Genomic DNA, 23,432 nt, shown 5'->3' with positions numbered 1-23,432 from the left:
CCCGGGGCTACCGATCGCGAATCCATGGATCACTGACCTGCAGATCACCGGTTGGCGGCGCGGCGGTACAGGATGAGCGAGGCGGGTATGCACACCGCCAGTATGACCAGTGCCGATCCCACCGAGTATCCGACCGCGTGGTCGGCCACCCATCCGGTGGCCTCGGGGAAGGTCGGCGGTGCCTCGTTGCCGAAGAGCTGCCGGGACGCGGTCGCCACTGCCGTCACCGGATTCCACTCGGCGATCGCGCGCAGCGGACCCGGCAGGCTCTGGGCGGAGATGAACGCGCTCGACAGGAACGTGACCGGGAACATCCACAAGAACCCGATGCTCTGTGCGGCTTCGACATTCGGCGCGGCGAGACCGGTCACCGCACCCACCCACGCCATGGCGAGCGCGAACAGTCCGATGATGCCGAAGGCGAGGGCGGCGTCGCCGGCACTGCCCTGGACCCGCCAGCCGATGGCGAGCCCGCACGCGACCATCACCGCGAGGCCGACGACGCCCAGGAGCATGTCCGAGGTGACACGGCCGCTGATGACGCCCAACCGGGACATCGGTAGCGACCGCAGCCGGTCGACGATGCCGTCGGAGGTGTCGTTGGCCAGGCCGACCGTGGTGAAGGCGGCGTTGAAGACGACGGTCTGCGTGAAGATGCCGGCCATCAGGAATTCCCGGTAGGAACCCCCGCCGAAGGTCGCGCCGAAGACGTAGGCGAACAGGAAGACGAACATCAGCGGCTGGATGGTGGCACTGATGAGCAGGGTGGGAATTCGCTTGACGGTGAGCAGGTTCCGCTCGACCAGCACTGCGGTGTCAGTGAGCATGGAGTCGATCCGTTCGGGTCGTCGGGGCGTGGGAGAGATCGGGATCGGCGTCGGCCACCGTCGGGATGACGGTGGTCTCGGCATCGGCCGTGGCCGATGTTTCGCCGTGGTCACTGCCGCCATCGTTGTCCGGCGTGTCCCGCTCCGTGAGGGCCAGGAACACATCGTCGAGGGTCGGCGTCGCGACGGTGGCGTCGACGACGACGATTCCGACGGCGTCGAGCGCCCGGACGGCGGCGACCGCGCTGCGGCTCCCGTCGCTGACCGGCAGGGACCACCGTGAGTTGTCGGTGTGTGCCGGGTCGGGGCGATCCGACTCGTCGAGTCGTTCGGGCATGCCGAGTCCGACCTCGGCGAGGGTCGTGGCGACCAGCTCGTCGTGAGCGGTCCCGTCCGAACGCACCTCGATGGTGAGGATCGACGCACCGGTGGAGGCCTTGAGGTCGGCGGCACTGCCCTGGGCCCGGATCGTCCCGTGGTCGATGACGGTGATCTCGTCGGCCAGGGCGTCGGCCTCTTCCAGATACTGCGTCGTGAGCAGGACCGTCGCGCCGTTCGCGACCTGTTCGGTGATGACCTCCCACATCTGGCGTCGCCCACGGGGATCCAGCCCGGTCGTCGGTTCGTCGAGGATGACCAGGGACGGTCGGTTGATCAGGGCGCCGGCGAGATCGAGCCGCCGGCGCATGCCGCCGGAGTAGGTACGCATCGGGCGGTCGGCGGCGTCCTGCAGGGCGAGGTCGGCGATCAGTTCGCGCGCCCGTGCCGAGGCCTCGCCCCGGGAGAGTCCGTACAGCTGACCGACCATCCGCAGGTTCTCGAAGCCGGTCAGGTTCCCGTCGACGGCGGCGTACTGCCCGGACACGCCGATGATCTTGCGGGCTGCGCCGGGATCGGCGAGCGCGTCGACACCGTCGACCACGACGCTGCCCTCGTCGGGCTTCATCAGCGTCGCCACCGCGCGGACGGTGGTGGTCTTGCCGGCTCCGTTGGGGCCGAGCAGCGCGTGCACGGTGCCGGCGGGCACGGTCAGGTCCAGGCCGTTGAGGGCATGGACGCGGCGACCCCGGCCGAACAGCCCGGTGCGGAACGTCTTTCGCAGGCCGCGCAGCTCGAGGGCGTTGCGGGCGGGGGAGACGCCATCGGTGGACGTCTCGCCGGGAGTCGTGACCGGACCGGACGGCGACGCCGTGGTCCCCGGAGTGGTTTCGGCCGACGTGGTGTCAGCCATACTGTGCCGCCCCATGTGTGACCTCCCTTTCACTGTTCTGCGAACGTTCCATCGCGCGGATCAGGCTGGCGGGCCGCATGTCTCGCCAGTTCTCCTCGACGTACTCGAGGCACTCGTCGTGACCCGACGGACCGAACACGACGGTCCAACCGTCGGGGACGGGGGCGAAGTCCGGCCACAAGGAATGCTGGTTCTCGTGATTGACGAGGACGCGGAAGGTCCCCGCGGTGTCGTCGAACGGGTTCGTCATGATTCCTCCTCCTGTGCTGCGATTCCCGGTGTGCCCGGGTCTGATTCGATCGGGCCTGATTCGATTGCGGTCAGCCACTCGGAGACGTTCTCCGGCAGCAACATGCGTGCGTGGGTGCTGGTCGCCTGGACCTCGACGACGCGACCGGTGACCTTGCTGCGCCAGTCGGCGACCGCCGGCGGGCCGTCGTGCGCGTCCACGGTCGCGGTGACGAAGGTGAGGTCGCCGTCGAAGACCCGGGGTCGCCAGTTCCGGGCGAGTGGGGACGCGTGGCGGAACACCTCGTGCACGGTCGTGAGCGTCTCCTCGGACAAGCCGCCGAGCGCGCCGCCCGCCGCGGAGATGACGCGGAACGCGTCCGCGACCGAAGGCTCGGTGCCCTCCTCGCCACCGTCGGGGACGTCGAGTCCGAACTCGCGCATGAGTTCTGCGATCGACGCCTCGGTGTCGAGGTCGGGCCGTTCGGCGACGACGTAACTGTCGAGCACGACGAGTTGCTCGACGGTCTCGCCGGCCTCCTGGAGTTGCACGGCCATCTCGTGGGCGATCAACCCGCCCAGCGACCATCCGAGCAGGTGGTACGGCCCCTCCGGTGACACCGTGCGCAGCTTCGCCACGTACACCTGGGCGAGGTCGGCGATCGTCTGCGGGCACGGATCACCGGCGAACGCCGGGTGCTGTAGGCCGTAGACCGCGCGGTCGGCAGGCAGGTGGGGCAGCAGGGAGGTGAAGCTCCAGGACAGTCCGATCGCCGGGTGGACCACGAAGAGCGGTGGGGGAGCATCGCTTCCGGCGTCGCTGCTGGTGCGGCGCAACGGCAGGAGGGTGTCGAGACCGGAGGCCGACGGTCCGGTGTCCCCGTCGGAGTGCGCCCCTCCGTCGAGCAGCTCGGCGAGTTCGGCGGGACTCGGGGCCCCGAACAGCGATTGCGCCGCCAGGTGCTGTCCGGTGAGCTCGCTCAGCTTGCCGGTCACGGCGGTGGCCATCAGGGAGTTGCCACCCAGGTCGAAGAATCCGTCGTCGGCACCGATGGCATCGAGGTCGACCTCGAGCACCTCCGCGAAGACGCGGGCGATGGTCGTCTCGGTCCCGGGGGCCGGCGCCCGGCCCGAGGCGGAGACGGCCGGGGTCGGCAGCGCCGCGCGGTCGAGTTTGCCGGTGGGGGTCAGCGGAATGTTCTCGAGCACGGAGACGGACACCGGCACCATGTGCCGCGGCAGCCGTCGTCCCACCCGGCGCCGCAGGTCGGCGGGATCGGGTTCGTGCCCGCGCGTCGCGGTCACGTAGCTGCGCAGGATCGCCTGGGCCCCGGTGCCGTCCACGAGTGTCACGGCGAAGTCGACGTCGGGTTCGGCGGCGAGCGCGTCGTCGATCTCACCCAGTTCGATGCGGAATCCGCGGACCTGCACCTGGGAATCGCTGCGGCCGACGTAGACGAGCTGCCCGTCGTCGGTCCAGCGGACCAGATCGCCGGTGCGGTACATCCGTTGGCCGGCGAACCTGGGCCCGGTGACCATCGGAGCCGGGACGAACCGGACCGCGGTGAGGCCGGGCCGACGGTGATAACCGCGCGTGAGCTGCACGCCGGTCAGGTACAGGTCGCCGGTGACGCCGGGCGGCACCGGGTGCAGCCGATCGTCGAGGACGAGCGCGCCGACGCCGTTGTTCGGCGTGCCGATCGTCAGCGGCGTGTTCGGGGTCAGCGACCGGCTGCCGGTCGTGATGATCGTCGTCTCGGTGGGTCCGTAGACGTTGATCATCGTGCGACCGGGCGACCAGCGCCGCACGAGGTCGGTTCCGTAGGCCTCGCCACCGACCGCGAGTGCGCGCAGTGACGGCACGGCGGCGGGATCCATGCTGGCCACCGCGGCGGGGGTGATGAACGCATGCGTCGCCTGGCGCGCCCTGATCACATCGCTGAGCGCGGTGCCGCCGTAGACGTGGGGTTCGACGATGGTCAGTGCCGACGAACCGGCCAGCGCGAGCAGCATCTCCAGCAGGGAGGCGTCGAAACTCGGTGAGGCGAAGTGCAACACGCGGGACGTGGGTCCGGGGTTCATCCGTTCCGCGAGTTCGTCGTGCACCGCGCGCAACCCGCTGTGCGGGACCAGGACGCCCTTGGGCTTACCGGTCGATCCCGACGTGTAGATGATGTACGCCAACTGATCCGGGCGGATCGTCGACGCCCGCTCGGCGTCGGTGATCGGCGCCGGCGAGGAGTGCTTCATGCGGGTCCGGGTCGACGCGGCGTCCAGGACGAGGGTCGGTATCTCGCTCCCGGCCGAGCTCTCCGCGATGCGTTCCCACGACGACGAGGTCGTCACGACCAGCTGCGCGCCGCTGTCGCCGAGCATGTGCGCGATGCGGTCGGCGGGATACTCGGGGTCGATGGGAACGTATGCGGCGCCGGCCTTCACGATCGCCCAGATCGCCACCAGGGAGTCGATGGAACGGCTGATCGCCATCGCGACCACCGGTTCGCGGGACGACCGGACGTCGGGACCCTCGGTCCCCGGCTCGTCGTCCGAGCGCGAGTAGGCCCCCACCCCGCGGCCCAGGAGGACCCGGGCCAGCCGGTTCGAGCGTGCGTCGAGTTCGGCGTAGGTGAGCGTCTCAGGGCCCTCGCCGTCCGCGGTGGGCTGCCCGATCGCGGCGAGCCCGTCGGGGTGCCGCCGCACCGCATCGGCGATCAGCACGTCCAGCGTCGTCGGTGCGTTGCCGCGCGGTCCGAGAGCGGGGGTGCGCTCGGCCACCTCGAGGGGGTCGGTGATGCGGATGTCGCCGATCGCGCGTCCGGGGTCGCCGAGCATGCCGCGCAACACGCGCATGAGCCGCGTTCCCAGCATCTGGGCGTCGTCGTGGCCGTATCGCGCCGCGTCGTAGGTGATCTGGACGGCGGCGTCGGTGTCGGAGTCGGTCGCGCCCAGGCCGGTGACGGTGAACTGCAGGTCGAACTTGGCTGCGAGGGACTCGAATTCGGCCACCTCGGCCATCAGGTCGTCGTCCATCGGAACGGCGGTCCCGGCAAGGGAATCCGCACCGCCCACCGGGGTCGGCGCGCCACCGGCGAAGTCGTGCACCGACAACGCCACCTGGAAGAGCGGGTGTCGACCGTGCGCGCGTTCGGGATTGAGCGCGGTCACGATGTCGTCGAAGGGCACCCCGCGGTGATCGAGGGCGTCGATGTCGGTGTCGCGGGTCCGGCGGACGAGTGCGGCGACGGTCTCCGCGCTGCGCAGGTGGCTGCGCAGCGGCACCATGTTGACGAACATGCCGACCACGCCGCTGTAGTCGCGGTCGACGCCGGTCATACCGGTGCGGTTGTCGACCGGACTGCCGATGACCAGGTCGTCGCCGACGCCCAGACGGTGCAGCAGGATCGCCAGTGCGGTATGCAGGACGGAGAACGGCGTCGTCGACTGTTCGCGGGCGAAGGCGGTCAGTCCCGCCCGGGTGTGTGCCGGGAGCGGCAGACTCACCGACCGGGCACCGGAACCGCGTCTGCCGCCGCCGACCGGTTCGACCGTGCTCTCGGCGGGCGCACCCGCGAGGTGTTCGGTCCAGAATCCCAGCTCGTCGGTCGCCGCGGGCGCTGTCGCACTTTCGACGGCGTGGTCGCGGTAGTCGAGAGCGGCCGCATCCCAGGTGTCGGCGCGGCCGGCGCGTCGTTCTCGGTAGGCCTGCGCCAGGTCGCCGACGAGGGTCGGCAACGACGCGCCGTCGGCGGCGATGTGATGCACGACGAGCAGCAGGATGTGCGTCGCGGTCTCGCCACGCGCACCGGGGTCCGCGACGACCGTGGCACGCAGCGGCGCCTCGGTGGTCGGGTCGATGGGCGTCGACGCGAGGCGCGCGATCTCGCTCATCAGTGCGTCGGGGTCCGCGGGGAGGACGGGGGTCAGCGAGCCGACGACGGCCGCGGGATCGTCGAGCACCCGGCCCGTCGGTGTCCCGTCGACCGCCTCGAAGACCGTCCGCAGGCTGGTGTGCCGGGCGACGACATCGGTGAGTGCGCCGCGGAGGGCCGCGAGATCGATGTCCCCGGTCAGTCGCAGGACGAAGGGCATCAGGTATTCGGTCGACGCGGGGTCGGCCGCCGCCAGCGACCACAGGCGGCGCTGGACCGGCGCGAGCGGGAATGTCTCCCGTCGGACCGGGCGACCCGACGACTCGTCGGACTCCGCGGTCGGTGCCCAGTCGGCCGGCAGGCTGATCAGGTCCGCGAGGGCTTCGGCGGTCGGGTGGTCGAAGACGTCCCGGACGCGGAGGCGGCCGTCGGCCGACACCCGGTTGATCCGACTGACCAGGGTGGTCGCCTGCAGCGAGGTGCCACCCAGCAGGAAGAAGTCGTCGGTGGCACCGATCTCCTCGCGAGCGAGGCCGAGCACGTCGGCGACGATGCCGACCAGCGCGGTCTCGGCATCACCGCGCGGTGCGCGACCGACGGACGACATGCTGCTCGCCGACGGCTCCGGCAGTGCCCGCCGGTCGAGCTTGCCGTTGCCGGTCAATGGGATCTCGTCCAGCACGACGATCGCGGACGGGATCATGTGGCGCGGCAGGCGGCTGCGGACCGACTCCAACACCTGTGCGGTGTCCACTGTTTCCGGGGCGTCTGCGGACTCGGGGTCGCCGGCCGCCCCGGCGGAGCGCGTCACGTAACCGACCAGGGTGGCCGATGCGCTCTCGCCGCGGACGACGGTGGTGGCGAAGTCGATTCCGTCCACGGCCGCCAGTGCCGCACTCACCTCGTCGAGTTCGATGCGGAAACCGCGGACCTTCACCTGGTTGTCACTGCGACCGTGGTAGGTCAGCGCGCCGTCGGCGTCGCGGTGCACGATGTCACCGGTGCGGTACATGACGGCGCCGTTTCCGTCGGGGGAGGCCACGAACCGGCCGGCGGTCAGGCTGCGCCGCCCCAGGTAGCCCCGTGCCACTCCCGGCCCGGTGAGGTAGAGCTCGCCGGGGACGTGGTCGGGCAGCGGGCGCAACCGGTGGTCGAGGACGAGTGCGGTGCATTCGTGGACCGGCGTGCCGATGGTGATCGGCTCACCCGGGTGCAGCGGCGCCGACATCGTCGCGACGATGGTCGTCTCGGTCGGTCCGTAGGAGTTGATGTAGCGACGGCCGGTTCCCCAGCGCGCCACGAGTTCCGGAGTGCTGGCCTCGCCGCCCACGCCGAGGGTCCGAAGGTGGGGGAGCGGATGGGGTGCCGCGGCGGCGAGGGCCGACGGCGTGATGAACGCGTGGGTGACCTCGCGCTCGTCGAGGAACTCGACGAGTTCGTCGCCGCCGTAGATCGTCGTCGGTGCCACCACCATCGTCGCGCCGGACTCGACAGCGAGGAGGAACTCCAGCATCGATGCGTCGAACGAGGGGGAGGCGAACAGCAGGGTGCGATCGCCGGGGCCGACCTCGTACCGCTCCCGCTGGGTCTGGGCGAATGCGGCCAGGCCGCGGTGGGACACGCTGACGCCCTTCGGTTTTCCGGTGGAGCCGGAGGTGTAGACGATGTAGGCGATCGAATCCGGGTGCCGGGCCGGGGGCCGGAAGCCAGCGCGCTCGCCGGTGCGCAGATCCTCCGGGGTCAGCCACCAGATGTCGTGCGGCACATCGCGACGGTGGTCGGCGCTGCTGATGCCGAGGATGGCGCCCGAATCGGCGATCATGTGGGCGATCCGCTCGGCCGGATAACGCATGTCGACCGGCAGTGCGGCCGCGCCCGCCTTCGTCACGGCCCACGTGGCGATCACCGATTCCAGGCTGCGATCGACGGCGATCGCGACCACGTCCTCGGTTCCGACCCCGAGATCGCGCAGGGTGAGTGCCCAGCGCGCGGAGATCCGATCGATCTCGGCGTAGGTGAGCGTGCGGTCTCCGTCCTCGACCGCCACGCGATCGGAGTGGTCGATGACGGTGTCGGCGAGAATGTCGGCGAGATGCCGCGGCTCGATCGAGCGGTGGTCGCGCACAGCCGGATCGGCGGTGGCCGCGAGATCAGCGGCCCCGGCGAGGTCGTCGAGCGGTGTCGACGGATCCGCGGCGACCTCGCGTGCGAGATCGACGAACATCCGGGCCAGTTCGCTGACGCGCTCGTGCGTGTGGACATCGGTCGCATAGGTGAACCGCGCGCGCCCATTGCGGATTCGCAGTTCGAGGTCGAACCGGGCGGCCGCGGTCTCGATCTCCTCGGCGACGACCTGCAGGCCGGGCAGATCCACCCTGGTGTGGTCCGGTTCGAGGGTGTCAGAGACCCCGGCGTCGAACGCCAGCGCGATCTGGAATATCGGATGCCGGTCCGTGCGAGGCGGATTGAGCATCGAGACGATCTGCTCGAACGGCATGTCGGCGCCCGCCAGCGCGTCCAGATCGCGGCTGCGGACGGAGTCGAGCAGGGCCGCGAACCCCTGGCTCCCGTCGACCGGGGTCCGGAGGACGACCGAGTTCACGAACATGCCGACGATGTCGGCGAGCCGGGGATCGGCGCGTCCGGCGACGGGTGTGCCGATCACGATGTCCGACGCCGAACCGGCGACATGAACCTGCGGGTCGGCGTTCAGCCGATGCAGCAGCGCGGCGAACACCGCATGCACGCACATGAATTCGGTCGCCCGGCCGCCGCCCAGTGCGGACAGGCGGCTGCGTAGTTCGGCGTCGAAGTCGACCTCGACCACGCCCGCGGTGCGGGCGGACCCGCTCGGCGCGTCGGGCACGAGGATCGGACCGACATCGATCCCGTCCAGGTCCAGTCGCCACCGGTCGGCCAGATCGGTTCGGGTCTCGAGGTGATCGGCCTGCCAGCGCAGGTAGTCGCGATAGTCCAGGGCCGGCGGAGCGGCGGTGACCGCGGCTTCGGTACCGTTCTCGGCCGCCGTCCGCAGTTCGGCGTAGGCGGTGGTGATGTCGCGGTGCAGCGGCACCATGGACCAACCGTCGGCAGCGATGTGGTGGATGACAAGGGTCAGCTTGTGATGCGCGGTGTCACTGTCGATCCGGTGCAGTGCGACGCGCAGCGGTACGTCGACGGTCAGGTCGAACGGGCGACGCGCCAGCGCCTGCGCCTGGGCCGGCCACTCCGCCGAAGTCGTCTCGACGACGGTGAGTTCGGTCTGCACCTCGTCGGTGGAACGTACGTCCAGGTCGGGGCGCCCGTCGTGCTCGGGGTAGACGGTGCGCAGCATCTCGTGTCGGTCGACGGCGTATCGGAGCGCGCCGGAGAGGGCGTCCACGTCGAGATCGCCACGGAGATCCAGCGCGAAGGCGATGGCGTAATCGGCTGTCGACGAACCGTTGTCGTTGTCGGCTCGACCCGGATCGGCGTCAGCACCGCCCGCGAGCTGGTTGAGGAACCAGAGCTGCTGCTGCGCGGGTCCCGGTTGCGCGGGGCTGTCCGGATCGTGCCGGAGGTCGGCGAGCGTCCGCGCCTCGACGAGGGCGGTGTCACCCTCGTCGGCGCCGCCGAGCCGGGCGATGCCGGCGACGGTCGAGTGGTCGAAGACCTCGCGGACGGGGACTCGTCGCCCGGTGAGATTCTCGAGTGCGCCGACGATCTGGGTCGCCAGCAACGAGTTGCCGCCGAGGTCGAAGAAGTCGTGATCGCGGCCGATGGTGCCGCGTTCCAGCTCGAGACGCTCGGCGATCAGATCGGCGACCGCCTGCTCCAGGGGGTTGCGCGGCGCGACGAACGCCACGTCGCCGTCCACCGATCCCGGCTCCGGCGCGGGCAGTGCCCGGAGGTCGACCTTGCCGATCGGGGTCGTGGGGATCTCGTCGAGCTCGATGATCGTCGACGGGATCATGTGCCGGGGCAGGCGCTGCGCCAATCGGTCTCGCACCGCGGCGGCCTGCCCGTGGGCGCCCGCGGTCACGGTCACGTAGGACACGAGATGGGCGCGGTCGCCCTCGCCATGCGTGGTGGTGACCGCCGCCCGCACCGACTCGTCAGCGACCAGGGCGGCGTCGATCTCACCGAGTTCGATGCGGTGCCCACGGATCTTGGTCTGATGGTCGGCCCGCCCGCGGAACTCGAGTTCGTGATCGGAGGTCCACCGGACCAGGTCGCCGGTTCGGTACATGCGCTCGCCGGGATCGCCGTAGGGGTTGGCGATGAAGCGCTTGGATGTCAGCGGTCGGACGCCGTGGTACCCGCGGGCGAGATGCTCACCGGCGATGTACAACTCGCCGATCGCGCCGGGGGCGACCGGACGCAGGCGCTCGTCCAGGACCAGCGCGGAGATGCCGCGGATGGGCCGGCCGATGGTCAGCGTCGTGTAGTCGGGACTGATCGGCGGCGACACCGCGGCCACCACGGTGGTCTCGGTGGGACCGTAGGCGTTGAACAGCTTCGGGCCGGTCGACCAGGTGCGGACCACCTCGGAGTTCGGGTGCTCGCCGCCGATGACGAGAACCTCGAGATCGGGGACGTCGTCCGGCGTCATGGTGGTCAGTACCGACGGGGTGAGGAAGGCATGCGTGATCCGCGCATCGCGCATCAGCTCGGCGAGCTCGGTGCCGCCGACGATGCCCGGCGGCACGATGTGCATGGTCGACCCGGCGGAGATCGCCATCAGGATCTCGAGTACCGACGCATCGAAACTCGGCGACGCCATGTGCATCGTCCGACTGGTGGGCGTGATCCCGTACTGCGTGACCTGTTGCGCGCCGAAGTCGGCGAGTCCGCGGTGGCTGACGACGACGCCCTTGGGCGTGCCGGTGGTCCCCGATGTGTAGATCAGGTAGGCGGGCTGGTCGACGTCGAGGACGCCTCGGCGCTCCGAGTCCGCGATGGGCTCCGTTGATTCTGCTTCGATCCAGTCGCGGATCGCGGGGTCGTCGAGGACGACTGTGCTCAGAGCGGGCCCGGCGCCGGGATCGGACGACCGATCGGTGACGAGCAGTCGTGCGCCCGAGTCGGTCAGCATGTGTTCGATGCGGCCGGACGGATACGCGGGATCGACCGGGAGCCAGGCGGCTCCGGTGCGGGCGATCGCCCACATCGCGACAATCCACTCGACACTGCGCGGAAGTGCCACGGCCACATGGTTTTCAGGTCCGGCGCCACCGTCGATGAGCGCCCGCGCCAGCTGGTTCGACGCCGCGTCGAGTTCGCGGTAGGTCAGCGACCGGGTGCCGTCGGTGACCGCCACGCGGTGCGGCGAGGACTCCGCGGCCGCCGACAGCAGCCGGGTGAGGTGTTCGACCGGACGGCGGCCTTCGCCGACTGCCGGGACGAGATCGAGACGCTCGTGCAGGTCGAGCACCGGCAGGTCGCCGATCGGGGCGCTCGGGTCCGCGGTCGCCGCCTCCAGCATGCGGACCAGGCGCGAACCCAGTCCGGCCACCGTGTCCCGGTCGAAGAGAGCGGTGGCGTAACCGATCTCGAGGGTGAGGCCGGCGGGCTCGCCGGTCGCCCCGCGCACCTCGGTGAACGTGAACTGCAGATCGAAGGTGGTGCGACCGGTGTCCACGCGGGATGCGGTCGCCGAGAGCCCGGCGAAGTCGAGCCGGATGGCGGAACGGTCCTCCAGGGCCATCGACACCTGGAAGTACGGGTGGACATTGCCCGAACGGGCCGGGTTCAGTTCGGTCACCAGTCGGTCGAACGGCATGTCGGCGTTGTCGAACGCGTTCAGATCGGTGTCCCGGACATGTGCCACCAGGTCGGCGAACGGCAGGTCCTTGTCGACGACGGTGCGCAACGCCAGCGTGTTGACGAACATGCCCACGAGGTCGTCGAGGTCGGCGTCGCCGCGTCCGGACACCGGTGTGCCGATGATGACGTCCGAGGACTGCGCGAGGGAACGGAGCAGGAGCGACACCGAGGCGTGGAGCACCATGAAGACCGTGGCGTCGGCCTCGGTCGCGATGGTCCGGATCGCGCCGTAGGTGTCCGGGTCGATGGTCGAGGTCACCGACGATCCGGACCGACCGGTCACCTCCGAATCCCGGCCTCGGGGACGGTCCAGGGGCAGCTCGGTCTCGCCCGGCGCCCCGTCGAGGGTGTCCCGCCAGAACTCGAGTTCGGCCGCGGCATGCGGACTCTCGTCGAGCCATGCGTGACGTGCGGCGCTGGTCTGCGAGTAGGAGACCGGCAGCTGCGACCATTCGGGCTCGGCGCCGTCGCGGCGGGCGCGGTAGGCCGTGGCCAGGTCGCCGGCGAGGGGGGCCAGCGACCAGCCGTCGGCCGCGATGTGATGGACGACCATCGTGAGTCGATGATCGTCGTCGGCGGTTCGGACGAGGCGCGCACGGACGGGGATCTCGGCGGCCAGATCGAAGGGGAGCGAGGCGAAGTCGCGGTCTGGGCACTGGGCGACGTCACCGGTCGCGAGGACCGGCAGGTCGACGTCGACCGCGTCCGGGTCGATCGCGGAGATGCATGCCACACCGTCGATCTCGGCGACGACGCTGCGCAGCGGCTCGTGTCGGCGGACGACGTCGATCAGGGCCGTCCGGAGTGCGTCGGTGTCGAGTGCGCCGACGAAGCGGACGGTGAACGGCATGTTGTAGGTCGCCGAGGACGCGGAGTCCAACCGTGTCGCGAGCCACAGCCGATGCTGGGCCGGGGACAGCGGCACGGCTCCGGAGACGGTCCGCCCGGCGGTGTCGTCGGAGGGGACCGAGGCGGAGCCGACGGCCGGCTCATCAGTGTCGACGCCCAGGTCGGAGAGGGCCGCTACTAGGCCGGCGAGGTCGTCGGCGTCGAACACCGTACGGATCCCGATCCGATGGCCGGTGGCGCGAGACAGCCGCGAGGCCATCCGTGTCGCCGACAGTGACGTCCCGCCGATCTCGAAGAAGTTGTCGCTCAGCGACACCGACGCCGGAGCCGTGGCGGGAGCCTCGTTCGCCACCTCGTCGGACATGCCGTCGCGCAGGTCGAGCACATCGGCGACGGTCGCCACGACGAAGCGCTCGAGCGCGGTACGCGCGGGGACGAACTCGCGGTGGGTCCGCAGGTCGGGCCGCGGCAGCGCACGGCGGTCGAGCTTGCCGTTGGCAGTGGTGGGCAGTGCGTCGAGGACCATGATCGCGGTGGGGATCATGTGATCCGGTAGCGCGGTTCGGAGTTCGGCGCGCAGGTCCTTGTCGGTGAGTCCGGTGCCGGTGACGTAACCGACGATCGTGGGCTCACCGGCGACCAGATCGTCCCGGATGACCACGCCCGCGGCGGTCACGCCGTGCAGCCGGCTGAGGGTCGACTCGATCTCGCCGAGTTCGACCCGCTGGCCGCGGATCTTGACCTGTGAGTCGGTGCGACCGAGGTACTCCAGCTCGCCGGAGGCGTTCAGACGGACGAGATCGCCGGTGCGGTAGAGCCGTTCGCCCGGCACGGCCGGCGAGGCGACGAACCGTGATGCGGTCAGGTCCGCGCGGGAGCGATAGCCGCGGGCCAGCTGGATGCCGCCGAGATAGAGTTCGCCGATCGCGCCGGGCGGTTGCGGCCGCAGGCGGTGGTCGAGCACGTGGACACCGGTGTTCCACACCGGGGAGCCGATCGGGATCACCGGGACGTCGGCGCGGCAGTGGTCGTGGTGGGTGACGTCGATCGCGGCCTCGGTGGGGCCGTAGAGGTTGTGGATCGGAGCGGACGTCAGCATCGCGGCGGCACCGACCGTCGCGGGAGTCAGAGCCTCACCGCTGGTGAAGATGCGGCGCAGGCTCGTCAGCTCCGATGCATCGTCGGCGTCGAGTGCCGCGGTGAAGGCGGCGAGCATCGAGGGCACGAAATGCAGTGTCGTGACGCGGTGTTCGGCGATCACGTCACGCAGATACCAGGGGTCGCGATGACCGTCGGCAGTCGGTACGACCAGTGCCGCGCCGGTGGTGAACGGCCAGAAGAACTCCCAGACCGACACGTCGAAGGTGGACGGGGTCTTCTGCAGCACCCGGTCGTCCGGTGCGAGCTCGTAGCGGGCCTGCATCCACGCGAGGCGGTTGACGATGGCGCGGTGGGTGATGACCACGCCCTTCGGCTTGCCGGTGGAACCGGAGGTGAACAGCACGTACGCGGCCGTGTCGGGGCCCGGGGGCGTTGTCGCCGCGGCGACCCCTTTGTCGGCACGCAGTTCGGCCAGCACCGTGTCGGTGATGACGAGGTCGGGGGCGGCCACCTCGAGGATGTGCCCGAGCCGGTCGGCCGGCTCGGCCGGGTCGATCGGCAGGAATGCGCCGCCGGCACGGATCACCGCGTGCAGCGCCAGGATCTGGTCCGTGCTGCGGGGCAGCTGAACGCCGACGACGCTCTCCGGACCGATCCCGCGCCGGGTGAGTGCCGCCGCGAGCTGCGTTGCCGCGTCGGTGAATTCGCGATGGGTGAGTGATCGCCCGTCCTGCGCGTCGGTGAGCGCGGTGTCGTCGGGGTGGGCCCGGGTCGCGTCGTCGAGCAGGTCGACGAGGGTGGTGGTGCCGTGGTCGACCCGTTCCCCGGTCATGCGCTCGGGTAGCGCTTCGCGTTCGGCGTCGGTCAGGAGGTGCAGGTCCGACATCCTCGTGTCGCCGGGCGCACCGACGAAGGCGGTCACGAAGTCGACGAGACGACGGTGGTGGGTGGTGATGTCGTCGTCCGGGTAGATGTTCGGATTCGCCTCGAGGTCCAGGGTCATCCCGCCGTCGAGGCTGTCGTACACGTTGACCGACAGGTCCTCGATCGGTCCGGTGGACAGGACGTGCAATTCGCCCTTGAGCGGGCCGAAGTCGATGTGCTGGAAGAACAGCATGACGTTGACGAGCGGGCCGAAGAAGCCACGCCGCGCCCCCGCTGCCCCGAGGATCTGGGAGGTGATGTCCTCGTGCCGGAACTTCTGGTGCCGGACGGCGGCCTTGATCTCCGCGTTGACCGATTTCAGGAGATCGGTCACGGTGGCGGAATCGTCGTGGAGCGCGATACGCAACGGGACGACGTTGGAGGTCAGACCCGCCGAGGTGCGCAGCACGTCGCGGTCGCGGGCCGCGACCGGCAGGCTCAGCATGGCCTCGTCGCGGTCGGTGTAGCGCGCGACGTAGGCGGCCACCGCAGCGGTGATGACCGACGCCGGCCGGACCCGGTGGCTGTGTCCGAGCTCGCGGATCCGGGCGACGAGGGTGTCGTCGAGGACCGCCGATCGGACGACCGACAACGGCGCGGCCGGAGCGGAAAGGCTGGTGAGAGTGGTCATCTCGGGCATATCGGCCAGATGGGACGCCCAGTGCTCGCGGTCCTCGGCGAACTTGGCGGAGGCACGGTACTCGCGGTCGAACTCGGCGATGTCGACCATCGACGCGGTGTCCGCGATCGGCGGCGGCGTTCCGTTCACGATCGCCGTGTAATGCGAGGCGACACGAAGCATCATGTACATCGCGGCATAGCCGTCGAAGCCGATGTGGTGACCGTGGCAATACCAGATCGAGTGTCCGGGACCCACTTTGAGCAGGTGTGTCTCGAGGATGTTGTCGGCGAAGACGTCGGAGCTGGCACTGCGCCGGCGGTCGATCCAGGCCAGTGCGGCCGCGCGCGGGTCCTCGGCGTCAGAGAAGTCCTGTCGACCCAGCACCACGTGCTGCGACCGGTCGAGAACCATCATCGGTTCGCCGTCGTCGGTCGGGATCAGCCGCAGCAGCGGGGCCTCGGTCTCACTCTCGGTGAGGGTGACAGCACGCTGCATGATGTCCGGATCGACGTCGACGAGTGGGTCGTCACCGCTCTCGCCCTGTGGACCCGATGTGTCGCCGCGGAATTCGACGAACGCGTCGATGGTCATCGGCACGTCCGGCTCGAGCTGCTGGGCGTAGAAGATGCCGCGCTGAGCGGCGGTCATCGGGATCGTCAGGTCGGTGTCGATGTCGGTAGCAACGGTGTTCCGGACCGCGTCGTCTGTGGTCACGCGTGCCTCCCCTGTGAGTGCGTGCCCGCACGGCAGCGTCGAACCCGGCTCGGACTGGGGGATTCGAACTCCGGTCATCGCTCACGGGGCTGGTGGCCCCGAGTCGAGGACTTGCCGTCAGGCCGCAGTTGTCGGACTGAACTGCGGAGCCCGGGGAGCATGGTGACCGTTCGGCTCACGATCGGCAGCCGAGAATTACCCCCGGCGCTGACACGCCCCCCGTGTTTCGCTCCCTTCCGGCTCGCACTGATTGCTCGCCGGACGGGCTTGTGTCTGGTCGATCTCGTCTCATGGGTGCTTCGCGTGGCGGTGCACCCCAGATGGGTCAGTGCGCGGAAAACTTTGCCGGCCCGGCGTCATCCGAAACCCCCGCGCGGTCGCCGGGACCATCGATTTGGCCGGGACCTGGGCATTCCCCTACACTTGTGGGGTTGCCTGCGGCACCGCTGTGTCGCGAATCGGCTCACGAACCCACTGGGGCGGACGGCCCGGGTGTCACAACCTGGTCAAAACCCCAGGCAGGCGTGTGTTCGATGGCAACAGACCGTGTGCGTCGGGTCGGAAATCCGCCGTACATAAGAAGCCAGGTCAAGGAGACTAACGAGTGATTCAGCAGGAATCCCGCCTGCGAGTCGCCGACAACACCGGTGCCAAGGAGATCTTGTGCATCCGCGTGCTCGGCGGTTCCTCGCGGCGCTACGCCGGCATTGGCGACGTCATCGTCGCCACTGTCAAGGACGCCATCCCGGGCGGCAACGTCAAGAAGGGTGAGGTCGTCAAGGCCGTCATCGTGCGCACCACCAAGGAGCGCCGTCGTGCGGACGGAAGCTACATCCGCTTCGACGAGAACGCCGCCGTCATCCTCAAGGGTGAGAGCGACCCCCGCGGAACCCGCATCTTCGGCCCGGTCGGCCGTGAGCTGCGTGAGAAGAAGTTCATGAAGATCGTGTCGCTGGCACCGGAGGTGATCTGACATGAAGGTCCACAAGGGTGACACCGTGATCGTCATCTCGGGCAAGGACAAGGGCGCCAAGGGCAAGGTCATCCAGGCCTTCCCGAAGACCCAGCGTGTCCTCGTCGAGGGCGTCAACCGAATCAAGAAGCACACCGCCGCGTCGGCCAACGAGCGCGGTGCCTCCTCCGGAGGCATCGTGACCCAGGAAGCCTCGATCCACGTCTCGAACGTGATGGTCGTGGACTCCGACGGCAACCCGACTCGCGTCGGCTACCGCGTCGACGAGGAAACGGGCAAGAAGGTCCGGATCTCGCGCAAGAGCGGGAAGGACATCTGACATGACCTCTACTGAACCCAAGATCCAGCCGCGCCTGAAGACTCGCTACCGCGAGGAGATCAAGGACACGCTGAACAAAGAGTTCGAATACCCCAACGTGATGCTGATCCCGGGCGTCGTGAAGGTCGTCGTGAACATGGGCGTCGGCGACGCCGCCCGTGACGCGAAGCTGATCAACGGCGCCGTCGAGGATCTGGCCAAGATCACCGGCCAGAAGCCGGAGATCCGTCGCGCTCGCAAGTCCATCGCACAGTTCAAGCTGCGCGAGGGCATGCCGATCGGTGCGCGCGTCACCCTCCGTGGCGACCGCATGTGGGAGTTCCTGGACCGTCTCGTGTCCATCGCTCTCCCGCGTATCCGCGACTTCCGCGGCCTGTCGGACCGTCAGTTCGACGGCAACGGCAACTACACGTTCGGCCTGAACGAGCAGTCGATGTTCCACGAGATCAACATCGACAACATCGACCGGCCCCGCGGTATGGACATCACCGTCGTGACGTCGGCCACCACGGACGACGAAGGCCGGGCGCTGCTGCGTGCCCTGGGCTTCCCGTTCAAGGACAACAACGTTAAGGACAACTGACATGGCAAAGAAGGCTCTGGTCAACAAGGCCAACAAGAAGCCCAAGTTCGCCGTGCGGGCCTACACCCGGTGCAACAAGTGCGGCCGCCCGCACTCGGTGTTCCGCAAGTTCGGCCTGTGCCGAATCTGCCTGCGCGACATGGCGCACGCCGGCGAGCTGCCGGGCGTGCAGAAGTCCAGCTGGTGACTCTCACCCCCAGGATTTCGTAGCACGAATGCGCTCATGGAGCGCATTCGTGCTACCGATTCCCCAGCGGCCCCATCTCGCTTCGGCGAGGTGGGGCCGTTGTCGTGTCACTGCTGAGCGAGCCACTCCTCGATGAGGTCGGGGACGCTCTCGATCGACGCGGTGAGCGAACGCTGATAGATGCGGTTGACGATGGGATCGGCCATCTTGCCGAACACCCCGCCGAAACCGGTCGAGGACGTGATCCGACACGTCACCCGGACGCCGTCGGAGGTCTCCTCCAAAGAGATGTGCGTGGTGAACGGGAACGGCGCTTCGACGGTCTGGAACTCCGTCTCCTTACAGGTGTCGACGCGGGTGAACTCTCCCCGCCAGTCCACGGTCCGACCGAGGACGGCCGTCTTACCCTTGCACTGAGAGCCGACGGCGAGTGGCCCATCGGACAGCGGAGTGACCTCGACGGTTCCCGGTAGGTAGGCGGTGGTGTGTTCGGGAGCGGACATGTAGTCCCAGACGATGTCGAGTGGTTGCTGGACTGTGACGGATGCGCTGGATTCGGGCATGACGGAACCCTTGGTGTGCGAACGATTGTGGGTCGGCAGGGCCGGAGCCACGCCGCACACCGTCTCGGGGCGGGTGGTGCACGGTCCGAACGAGATGCATCCGCCGGTCAGAGTACTCCCCGTCGGCCCGAAGGCTACGTCCGAATTGTCCCCGATTCGTATGTCTAACAAAGACTTTCATGACCGTCGTCGTCATGGATTTCTCCGTCGGAGATCGATCGCTCGTGGACTGATGCCCGACATCGCACTCCTCGGACCGCGTCGTCGTCAGCGGGTGGCGGCCCATTCGTCGACCAGGCGCGGCAGCTTCTTCGCGTTCGCGGCGAGCGATCGCTGATACGCGCGGATCGCCAGCGCGTCGGCGAGCTTCCCGACCGCCCCGCCGACGCCGGCGTTGCGGATGCGATAGGTGAGTTCGACGCCGCGACCAACCTCCGCGAACGTGGCCGAGATGGCGAACTCGAGCGGTGACTCCGTGGAGGAGAACTCGGTGGCGGTGTGCGCATCCACCCGCGTGAACTCGCCGGTCCACTCGACGGCGCGGCCGAGCCCCTTCATCTGGCCGCGCCAGACGGTCCCGACCGAGACCGGCCCGTCGGTGACGGTCTCGACGCCGATCACGCCGGGCGTCAGCGCCGCGACGTGCTCCGGGATGAGGCAGTACTCCCACACCGTGGTGAGGGGGTGTCGGACGAGGATGGTCGCACTTGCTTCGGGCATGGCGTCGACGTTACCCGCCCGCCGGATTCGGTAGCCAAGTATGTTCTATGACATCGCTTTTCGCTACGAGACCCGGTGGGCCACAGCGCCCGAGGATCCCGCCCAGCACACCACCGGTGCCGAGCCCGGCCGCTGTGAGGCCCCACCTCCCACCAAGAAGGTGGGGCCTCACGCTTTTCGCCCGCACCACAGGCCGGGCGTGAACACTATGGAGTTCTCAAAGGGCATGCGCGGTCCGACGGATCGGCGCGCGAAGGTGTTGAGCAGGGCGTCGTCCTCGTCGGGATCCTGCGTCAGCAGTGTTGACGCGCGGGTTTTCTCCGGCCGCTCGCGTATGCGAGCCGGTCATCGATCACTGAGGTGGATCGATCAGGCTGCGGCCCGGTCATCGAGAGTCCTGGTGCGGCGGTTGAACGCCGGGAGTGGCCTCCGCCGCCGGTCGATCGATGCAGGTGGGATCAACCAGGGGTGGTGATCGGTGCCCATGACGATGTCCCAGTCACCGGCATGGATGTGGGCATGGCATGACGCGCAGAGCAGGCACCCGTTGTCCAGGTCTGTGGGTCCGCCCTTGCTCCAGAACTCGATGTGGTGGACGTGGGTGCGCCCGGCCGGTGCCCCACATTTGATGCAGCCTTGATCGCGGATGATGATCGCTCGCCGCAGGTGCGCCGGAAACAATCGCTTGGTTGTGCCCATCTGCAAGGGGACGGAGTCGCCGTCGATCACGACATCGGTGATCGTGGAGTCGCACGCCAGCAACCTCGCGGTGGTGGGACTGATAGAGCCCATCCACAACAGGCTCGCCTTGTCCGGAGCGGTCGCCGGCAGCAGCACGCTGACGTGGGTCTTCGGCGGTGTGGCGAGGCTGGTGTCGGCCACGGCCGCGGCATCGAGGATGAGTTCCAGGGCGTCCGAGTTACGGGCGCGGGGCGTCCGAGAATCGTCGGATCCGTCGGGCTCCGGTCGCGGACTGTTCAGGGATTCGATTGCAGCGGTCAGCTTTTCGGCGATGACCGTGTCGAGGTCGCCACGTACGCGGAGCCTGCCGTCGCCGGTCGGTGTGAATGTGAACTCGTTGATGGTGCGGTCTTCGCCAGGCGGTAGCCCGCCGGTGATGGCCGCATACTCGTTGCCCAGTTCGCGGGCTCTCCTCGCGATCTGCGCAGGGGTGGCTCCGGACATCGCCTGGGCGATCAATGCCTGCTCGACTTCTGCTCGTTCCTCGATGCAGACACCCTCGGGTGCTCGACGCTCGACGTGCGCGATACCGGTGACGATGGCGTCGGCATGTTCGCCGGGGATGGCGCCGTCGGCGGTGTAGCCGGGTAGCTGCGTAAGCCGGGGGTGGCAATTGCCAATCCGTAACCAGCGGTGTGCGATTGTGGGGGCCGCGCCCATGGCGATCAAGAGGATGGATGTCTTGCCGGTCGATTCTCGGGCGACTCCGAGGCGGTCGAGAGTGGCGGCGCCGACGGCGGCATGGTGGTCCACGATGGCGCGGAGTTCGATCAGCAGGGTCATCGCGGTGTGCGCTTGACGAGCGGTTGGCTCTGCGCCACCAGGTGCGAGATCCCACAGCGACTCGCGAATCGCGGTCAGCACAGCGAGATACCCCTCACCGTCGAGGTGTTCGGCACCTTCGGTCTCTCGGCACGGCGTGGTGGCGAGTGTTGTTGTCATGACGAACCTTCCACATCACAGGACAGAACTGGAGGTAGGGCTTCTCGTCATCGTTGGTTCGACACCGGCGTAACCGCTTGCCGATATGCGTCTTTCATCTGTGGCCTCTAGGAACTCACTGTATCCGGGGGCACCGACAAGAACCGAACGGTCGATGGCCCGGCCCCGCAACTCAGGCTGATCACCTGGCCGCTCGCCTGCTCAGCGTCGGCGTCGGCGTCGTGAACCGCCCCGGGTCTGTCGGAGGCTCTCGAACCTGTGAAGGATGGAGAGCATGGCAGCACCACGCAAGTACAGTGAGGAACTCAAGGACCGGGCCACCCGGATGGCATGTGAAGCGCGACAAGATCCCGATTCGTCGAGAGGTGCGATCAAGCGGATCGCCGATCAGCTCGGAGTCCATCCCGAGGCGTTGCGCAATTGGGTTCGTCAGGCCGAGATCGACGGCGGGGTCCGCCCGGGCACCACGAGTGAGGACGCTGACCGCATCGCGGCGTTGGAGCGGGAGAACCGTGAACTGCGGCGAGCGAACACGATCTTGAAGCAGGCTTCGGCTTTCTTTGCGGCGGAGATCGACCGCCCACAGCGCTGATCGTGGAGTTCGTCGCGGCTCACCGCGATGAACACGGAGTCGATCCGATCTGTGCGGCATTGCGCGATACGTCCGCCCAGATCGCTCCGTCCACGGTACGAGCCCACCTGAGCCCCCAGAAGACCGAGGCGCCTCGTGTGGTGCGTGACCGGGAGCTCCTTACCCAGGTCCGCGCGGTGCATGCCGACAACCTCGGCGTCTACGGTGCCCGCAAGGTGCATGCCCAATTGCGCAGACAGGGCCATAGTGTTGCCCGCTGCACCGTCGAGCGATTGATGAAAGTCGATGGGCTGCAAGGGATAGCGAGACTCAAGACACGCAAGACCACGCGCAGCGAGGGAGCTGAAACACCCCGGCCGGCTGACCGGGTCAACCGTCAGTTCACCGCGGCGGCACCGAACGCGTTGTGGGTGGCGGACCTGACCTACATCCGCACCCACTCGGGCTGGGTGTACGCGGCGTTCGTCCTGGACGTGTTCTCGCGGATGGTCGTCGGCTGGCAGGTCTCGACCACCATGCACACCGACCTCGCCCTCGACGCCCTGAACATGGGATTGTGGGCACGGTCGCGTGCCGGCCACGACGTGGCCGGGCTGATCCACCACTCCGACCGCGGAGTGCAATACCGAGCCATCCGCTACACCGAACGACTGGCCGAAGCCGAAGCGGTGACATCTGTTGGCTCCAAAGGGGATTCATACGACAACGCGATGGCTGAGGCGTTCAACTCGCTGTTCAAAGCCGAATGCATCCGTAACCCCGTGATGTGCCCGCGAGGCGGCTGGGCAGGTGTGGGCGAGGTCGAGATCGCCGTCGCTGAGTACGTCGAATGGTTCAACCACCGCCGCCTGCACGGCGAGATCGGACACGTCCCACCCGTCGAGTACGAGAGCGCCTACTGGTCGACCCACACCGTCACCAGCTACCGTGAGAACCCGGTCCCCGCAAACGCTGGAACCAACTAACCGAGCCTCCAGCAAACCCGGGGCGATTCATCGGGCCGCCTTGCGCCGCTGGGCCCGGTTCATTCCGGGGTGCGGGTAGATGACGCGCGGACTGTCGCCACCGGTCGCTCGCGGGTCGTGCACGCCCATCACGAATTGGTGTTCCGGTGCAAGGGTGTAACCCTCTTCCCACGGATAGCTGCCCAGATCGTCAGGCCACACGGCCTGTAAGACCGGAGCGTCGGGGTAGAGGACGTTGGTGACGATGAGATCGGATTTGTCCACCAGTTCGATGACGGTGACCGGAACCTCAAGCGAATCCAGTTGTATGGGAACCGAATTCGACACGATCGAGTGCCAGTCATAGGTGTGAAACACGCTGCCCAGCTCGTTGAGAACCGATGCACTCGTTCGTGCATCCAGTCCGTACACCGCCAACTCGGGGAGGTCGTGTAAGCGCAGGCCGGTGGTGTACGCGAAAGAGCAGTCAGGTGCTTCGCATTCGGGAGAGTGACACGTGCACTCGTCACTGACGGCCGTCACCGCCCAACCGTAGCGCCGGATGCGGTCGAGCGTCTCGCGTACCAGCGGGTCGGGGTGCCAGCGGGGCAGACCCCGCAGATCGGAGAAGTGGTGGGTCATGCTCGCTCCTGTTGTTCGAAGGTGGAGCGTAGTAGAGCAGTCGGCACCGACAGATT

At 68.5% G+C, this 23,432-nt stretch carries 13 protein-coding genes and 1 other annotated feature; of the genes, 5 read left to right on the top strand and 8 right to left on the bottom strand.

Annotated elements, in window-relative coordinates; genetic code table 11:
* Positions 1 to 44: 44 nt before the first annotated feature.
* Genes MVF96_RS18200 through MVF96_RS18185 form a run of 4 tightly spaced genes read right to left on the bottom strand, consistent with a single transcriptional unit; the run spans position 45 to position 16,170 of the window.
* Positions 45 to 827, bottom strand: a complete 783-nt coding sequence (locus tag MVF96_RS18200) for an ABC transporter permease (protein ID WP_058252001.1) — start codon at positions 825 to 827, stop codon at positions 45 to 47.
* The gene (locus MVF96_RS18195; protein WP_165629711.1) at positions 817 to 2,073 is read right to left on the bottom strand and encodes an ABC transporter ATP-binding protein; all 1,257 of its coding nucleotides are present in this window, start codon (positions 2,071 to 2,073) and stop codon (positions 817 to 819) included. Before MVF96_RS18195 ends, MVF96_RS18200 begins: the two co-directional genes overlap by 11 nt.
* Positions 2,051 to 2,308: an MbtH family protein gene (locus MVF96_RS18190; RefSeq protein ID WP_068972014.1), complete on the bottom strand. Its 258-nt coding sequence runs from the start codon at positions 2,306 to 2,308 to the stop codon at positions 2,051 to 2,053. The genes MVF96_RS18195 and MVF96_RS18190 overlap by 23 nt, the downstream gene beginning before the upstream one ends.
* Positions 2,305 to 16,170, bottom strand: coding sequence for a non-ribosomal peptide synthetase (locus MVF96_RS18185; RefSeq protein WP_247449956.1), 13,866 nt, complete (start codon positions 16,168 to 16,170; stop codon positions 2,305 to 2,307). The genes MVF96_RS18190 and MVF96_RS18185 overlap by 4 nt, the downstream gene beginning before the upstream one ends.
* 604 nt (positions 16,171 to 16,774) lie before the next feature.
* On the opposite strand from MVF96_RS18185, the gene rplN reads away from it, so the two are divergent.
* Genes rplN through MVF96_RS18165 form a run of 4 tightly spaced genes read left to right on the top strand, consistent with a single transcriptional unit; the run spans position 16,775 to position 18,232 of the window.
* Positions 16,775 to 17,143 carry a 50S ribosomal protein L14 gene (rplN, locus tag MVF96_RS18180; RefSeq protein WP_004019493.1) on the top strand — a complete coding sequence of 123 codons (369 nt, stop codon included), beginning with the start codon at positions 16,775 to 16,777 and terminating at the stop codon, positions 17,141 to 17,143.
* Between the two features lies 1 nt (position 17,144).
* On the top strand, positions 17,145 to 17,462 hold the full coding sequence (rplX, locus tag MVF96_RS18175) for a 50S ribosomal protein L24 (RefSeq protein ID WP_005197643.1): 318 nt from the start codon (positions 17,145 to 17,147) through the stop codon (positions 17,460 to 17,462).
* Between the two features lies 1 nt (position 17,463).
* Positions 17,464 to 18,045 (top strand): 50S ribosomal protein L5, encoded by a 582-nt coding sequence (gene rplE, locus MVF96_RS18170; RefSeq protein ID WP_055475154.1) that lies wholly within the window; start codon positions 17,464 to 17,466, stop codon positions 18,043 to 18,045.
* 1 nt (position 18,046) lies between these two features.
* On the top strand, positions 18,047 to 18,232 hold the full coding sequence (locus MVF96_RS18165; RefSeq protein WP_004019490.1) for a type Z 30S ribosomal protein S14: 186 nt from the start codon (positions 18,047 to 18,049) through the stop codon (positions 18,230 to 18,232).
* A 107-nt stretch (positions 18,233 to 18,339) separates the two neighbouring features.
* Here the strand turns inward: MVF96_RS18165 and MVF96_RS18160 are convergent, their stop codons facing one another.
* The 3 genes from MVF96_RS18160 to MVF96_RS18150 form a co-directional block, all read right to left on the bottom strand.
* Positions 18,340 to 18,795 carry an SRPBCC family protein gene (locus MVF96_RS18160; RefSeq protein ID WP_247449954.1) on the bottom strand — a complete coding sequence of 152 codons (456 nt, stop codon included), beginning with the start codon at positions 18,793 to 18,795 and terminating at the stop codon, positions 18,340 to 18,342.
* Positions 18,796 to 19,062: 267 nt separating this feature from the next.
* On the bottom strand, positions 19,063 to 19,515 hold the full coding sequence (locus MVF96_RS18155) for an SRPBCC family protein (RefSeq protein WP_137809565.1): 453 nt from the start codon (positions 19,513 to 19,515) through the stop codon (positions 19,063 to 19,065).
* 369 nt (positions 19,516 to 19,884) lie between these two features.
* Entirely contained in the window at positions 19,885 to 21,198 is a 1,314-nt protein-coding gene (locus MVF96_RS18150) for an HNH endonuclease (protein WP_247449952.1), read from the bottom strand.
* Positions 21,199 to 21,472: 274 nt separating this feature from the next.
* Between MVF96_RS18150 and MVF96_RS18145 the strand changes: the two genes are divergently transcribed.
* Positions 21,473 to 22,755, top strand: a protein-coding gene (locus MVF96_RS18145; RefSeq protein WP_247449950.1) for an IS3 family transposase whose coding sequence is annotated in 2 segments (ribosomal slippage) — positions 21,473 to 21,761 and positions 21,761 to 22,755 — 1,284 coding nt in all. Because the reading frame shifts where the segments join, the coding sequence is not laid out codon by codon here.
* Positions 21,751 to 21,879, top strand: a sequence feature (AL1L pseudoknot). Its footprint overlaps the gene before it by 129 nt.
* A 27-nt stretch (positions 22,756 to 22,782) precedes the next feature.
* Here MVF96_RS18145 and MVF96_RS18140 read toward each other — a convergent pair.
* A complete protein-coding gene (locus MVF96_RS18140; RefSeq protein ID WP_247449949.1) occupies positions 22,783 to 23,376 on the bottom strand; it encodes a DUF4262 domain-containing protein in 594 nt (197 codons plus the stop codon).
* Positions 23,377 to 23,432 lie beyond the last annotated feature (56 nt).

Source organism: Gordonia hongkongensis (assembly GCF_023078355.1).
Lineage (GTDB): Bacteria > Actinomycetota > Actinomycetes > Mycobacteriales > Mycobacteriaceae > Gordonia > Gordonia hongkongensis.
The sequence above is the reverse complement of the archived record's forward strand: the minus strand, read 5'-3'. Positions and strand labels throughout refer to the sequence as shown.

Excerpts from the sequence above, each read along its gene's own strand:
- MVF96_RS18200 (WP_058252001.1), bottom strand. The coding sequence starts at position 827 with ATGCTCACTGACACCGCAGTGCTGGTCGAGCGGAACCTGCTCACCGTC.
- MVF96_RS18195 (WP_165629711.1), bottom strand. The coding sequence starts at position 2,073 with ATGGGGCGGCACAGTATGGCTGACACCACGTCGGCCGAAACCACTCCG.
- MVF96_RS18190 (WP_068972014.1), bottom strand. The coding sequence starts at position 2,308 with ATGACGAACCCGTTCGACGACACCGCGGGGACCTTCCGCGTCCTCGTC.
- rplX (WP_005197643.1), top strand. The coding sequence starts at position 17,145 with ATGAAGGTCCACAAGGGTGACACCGTGATCGTCATCTCGGGCAAGGAC.
- rplE (WP_055475154.1), top strand. The coding sequence starts at position 17,464 with ATGACCTCTACTGAACCCAAGATCCAGCCGCGCCTGAAGACTCGCTAC.
- MVF96_RS18165 (WP_004019490.1), top strand. The coding sequence starts at position 18,047 with ATGGCAAAGAAGGCTCTGGTCAACAAGGCCAACAAGAAGCCCAAGTTC.
- MVF96_RS18160 (WP_247449954.1), bottom strand. The coding sequence starts at position 18,795 with ATGCCCGAATCCAGCGCATCCGTCACAGTCCAGCAACCACTCGACATC.
- MVF96_RS18155 (WP_137809565.1), bottom strand. The coding sequence starts at position 19,515 with ATGCCCGAAGCAAGTGCGACCATCCTCGTCCGACACCCCCTCACCACG.
- MVF96_RS18150 (WP_247449952.1), bottom strand. The coding sequence starts at position 21,198 with ATGACAACAACACTCGCCACCACGCCGTGCCGAGAGACCGAAGGTGCC.
- MVF96_RS18140 (WP_247449949.1), bottom strand. The coding sequence starts at position 23,376 with ATGACCCACCACTTCTCCGATCTGCGGGGTCTGCCCCGCTGGCACCCC.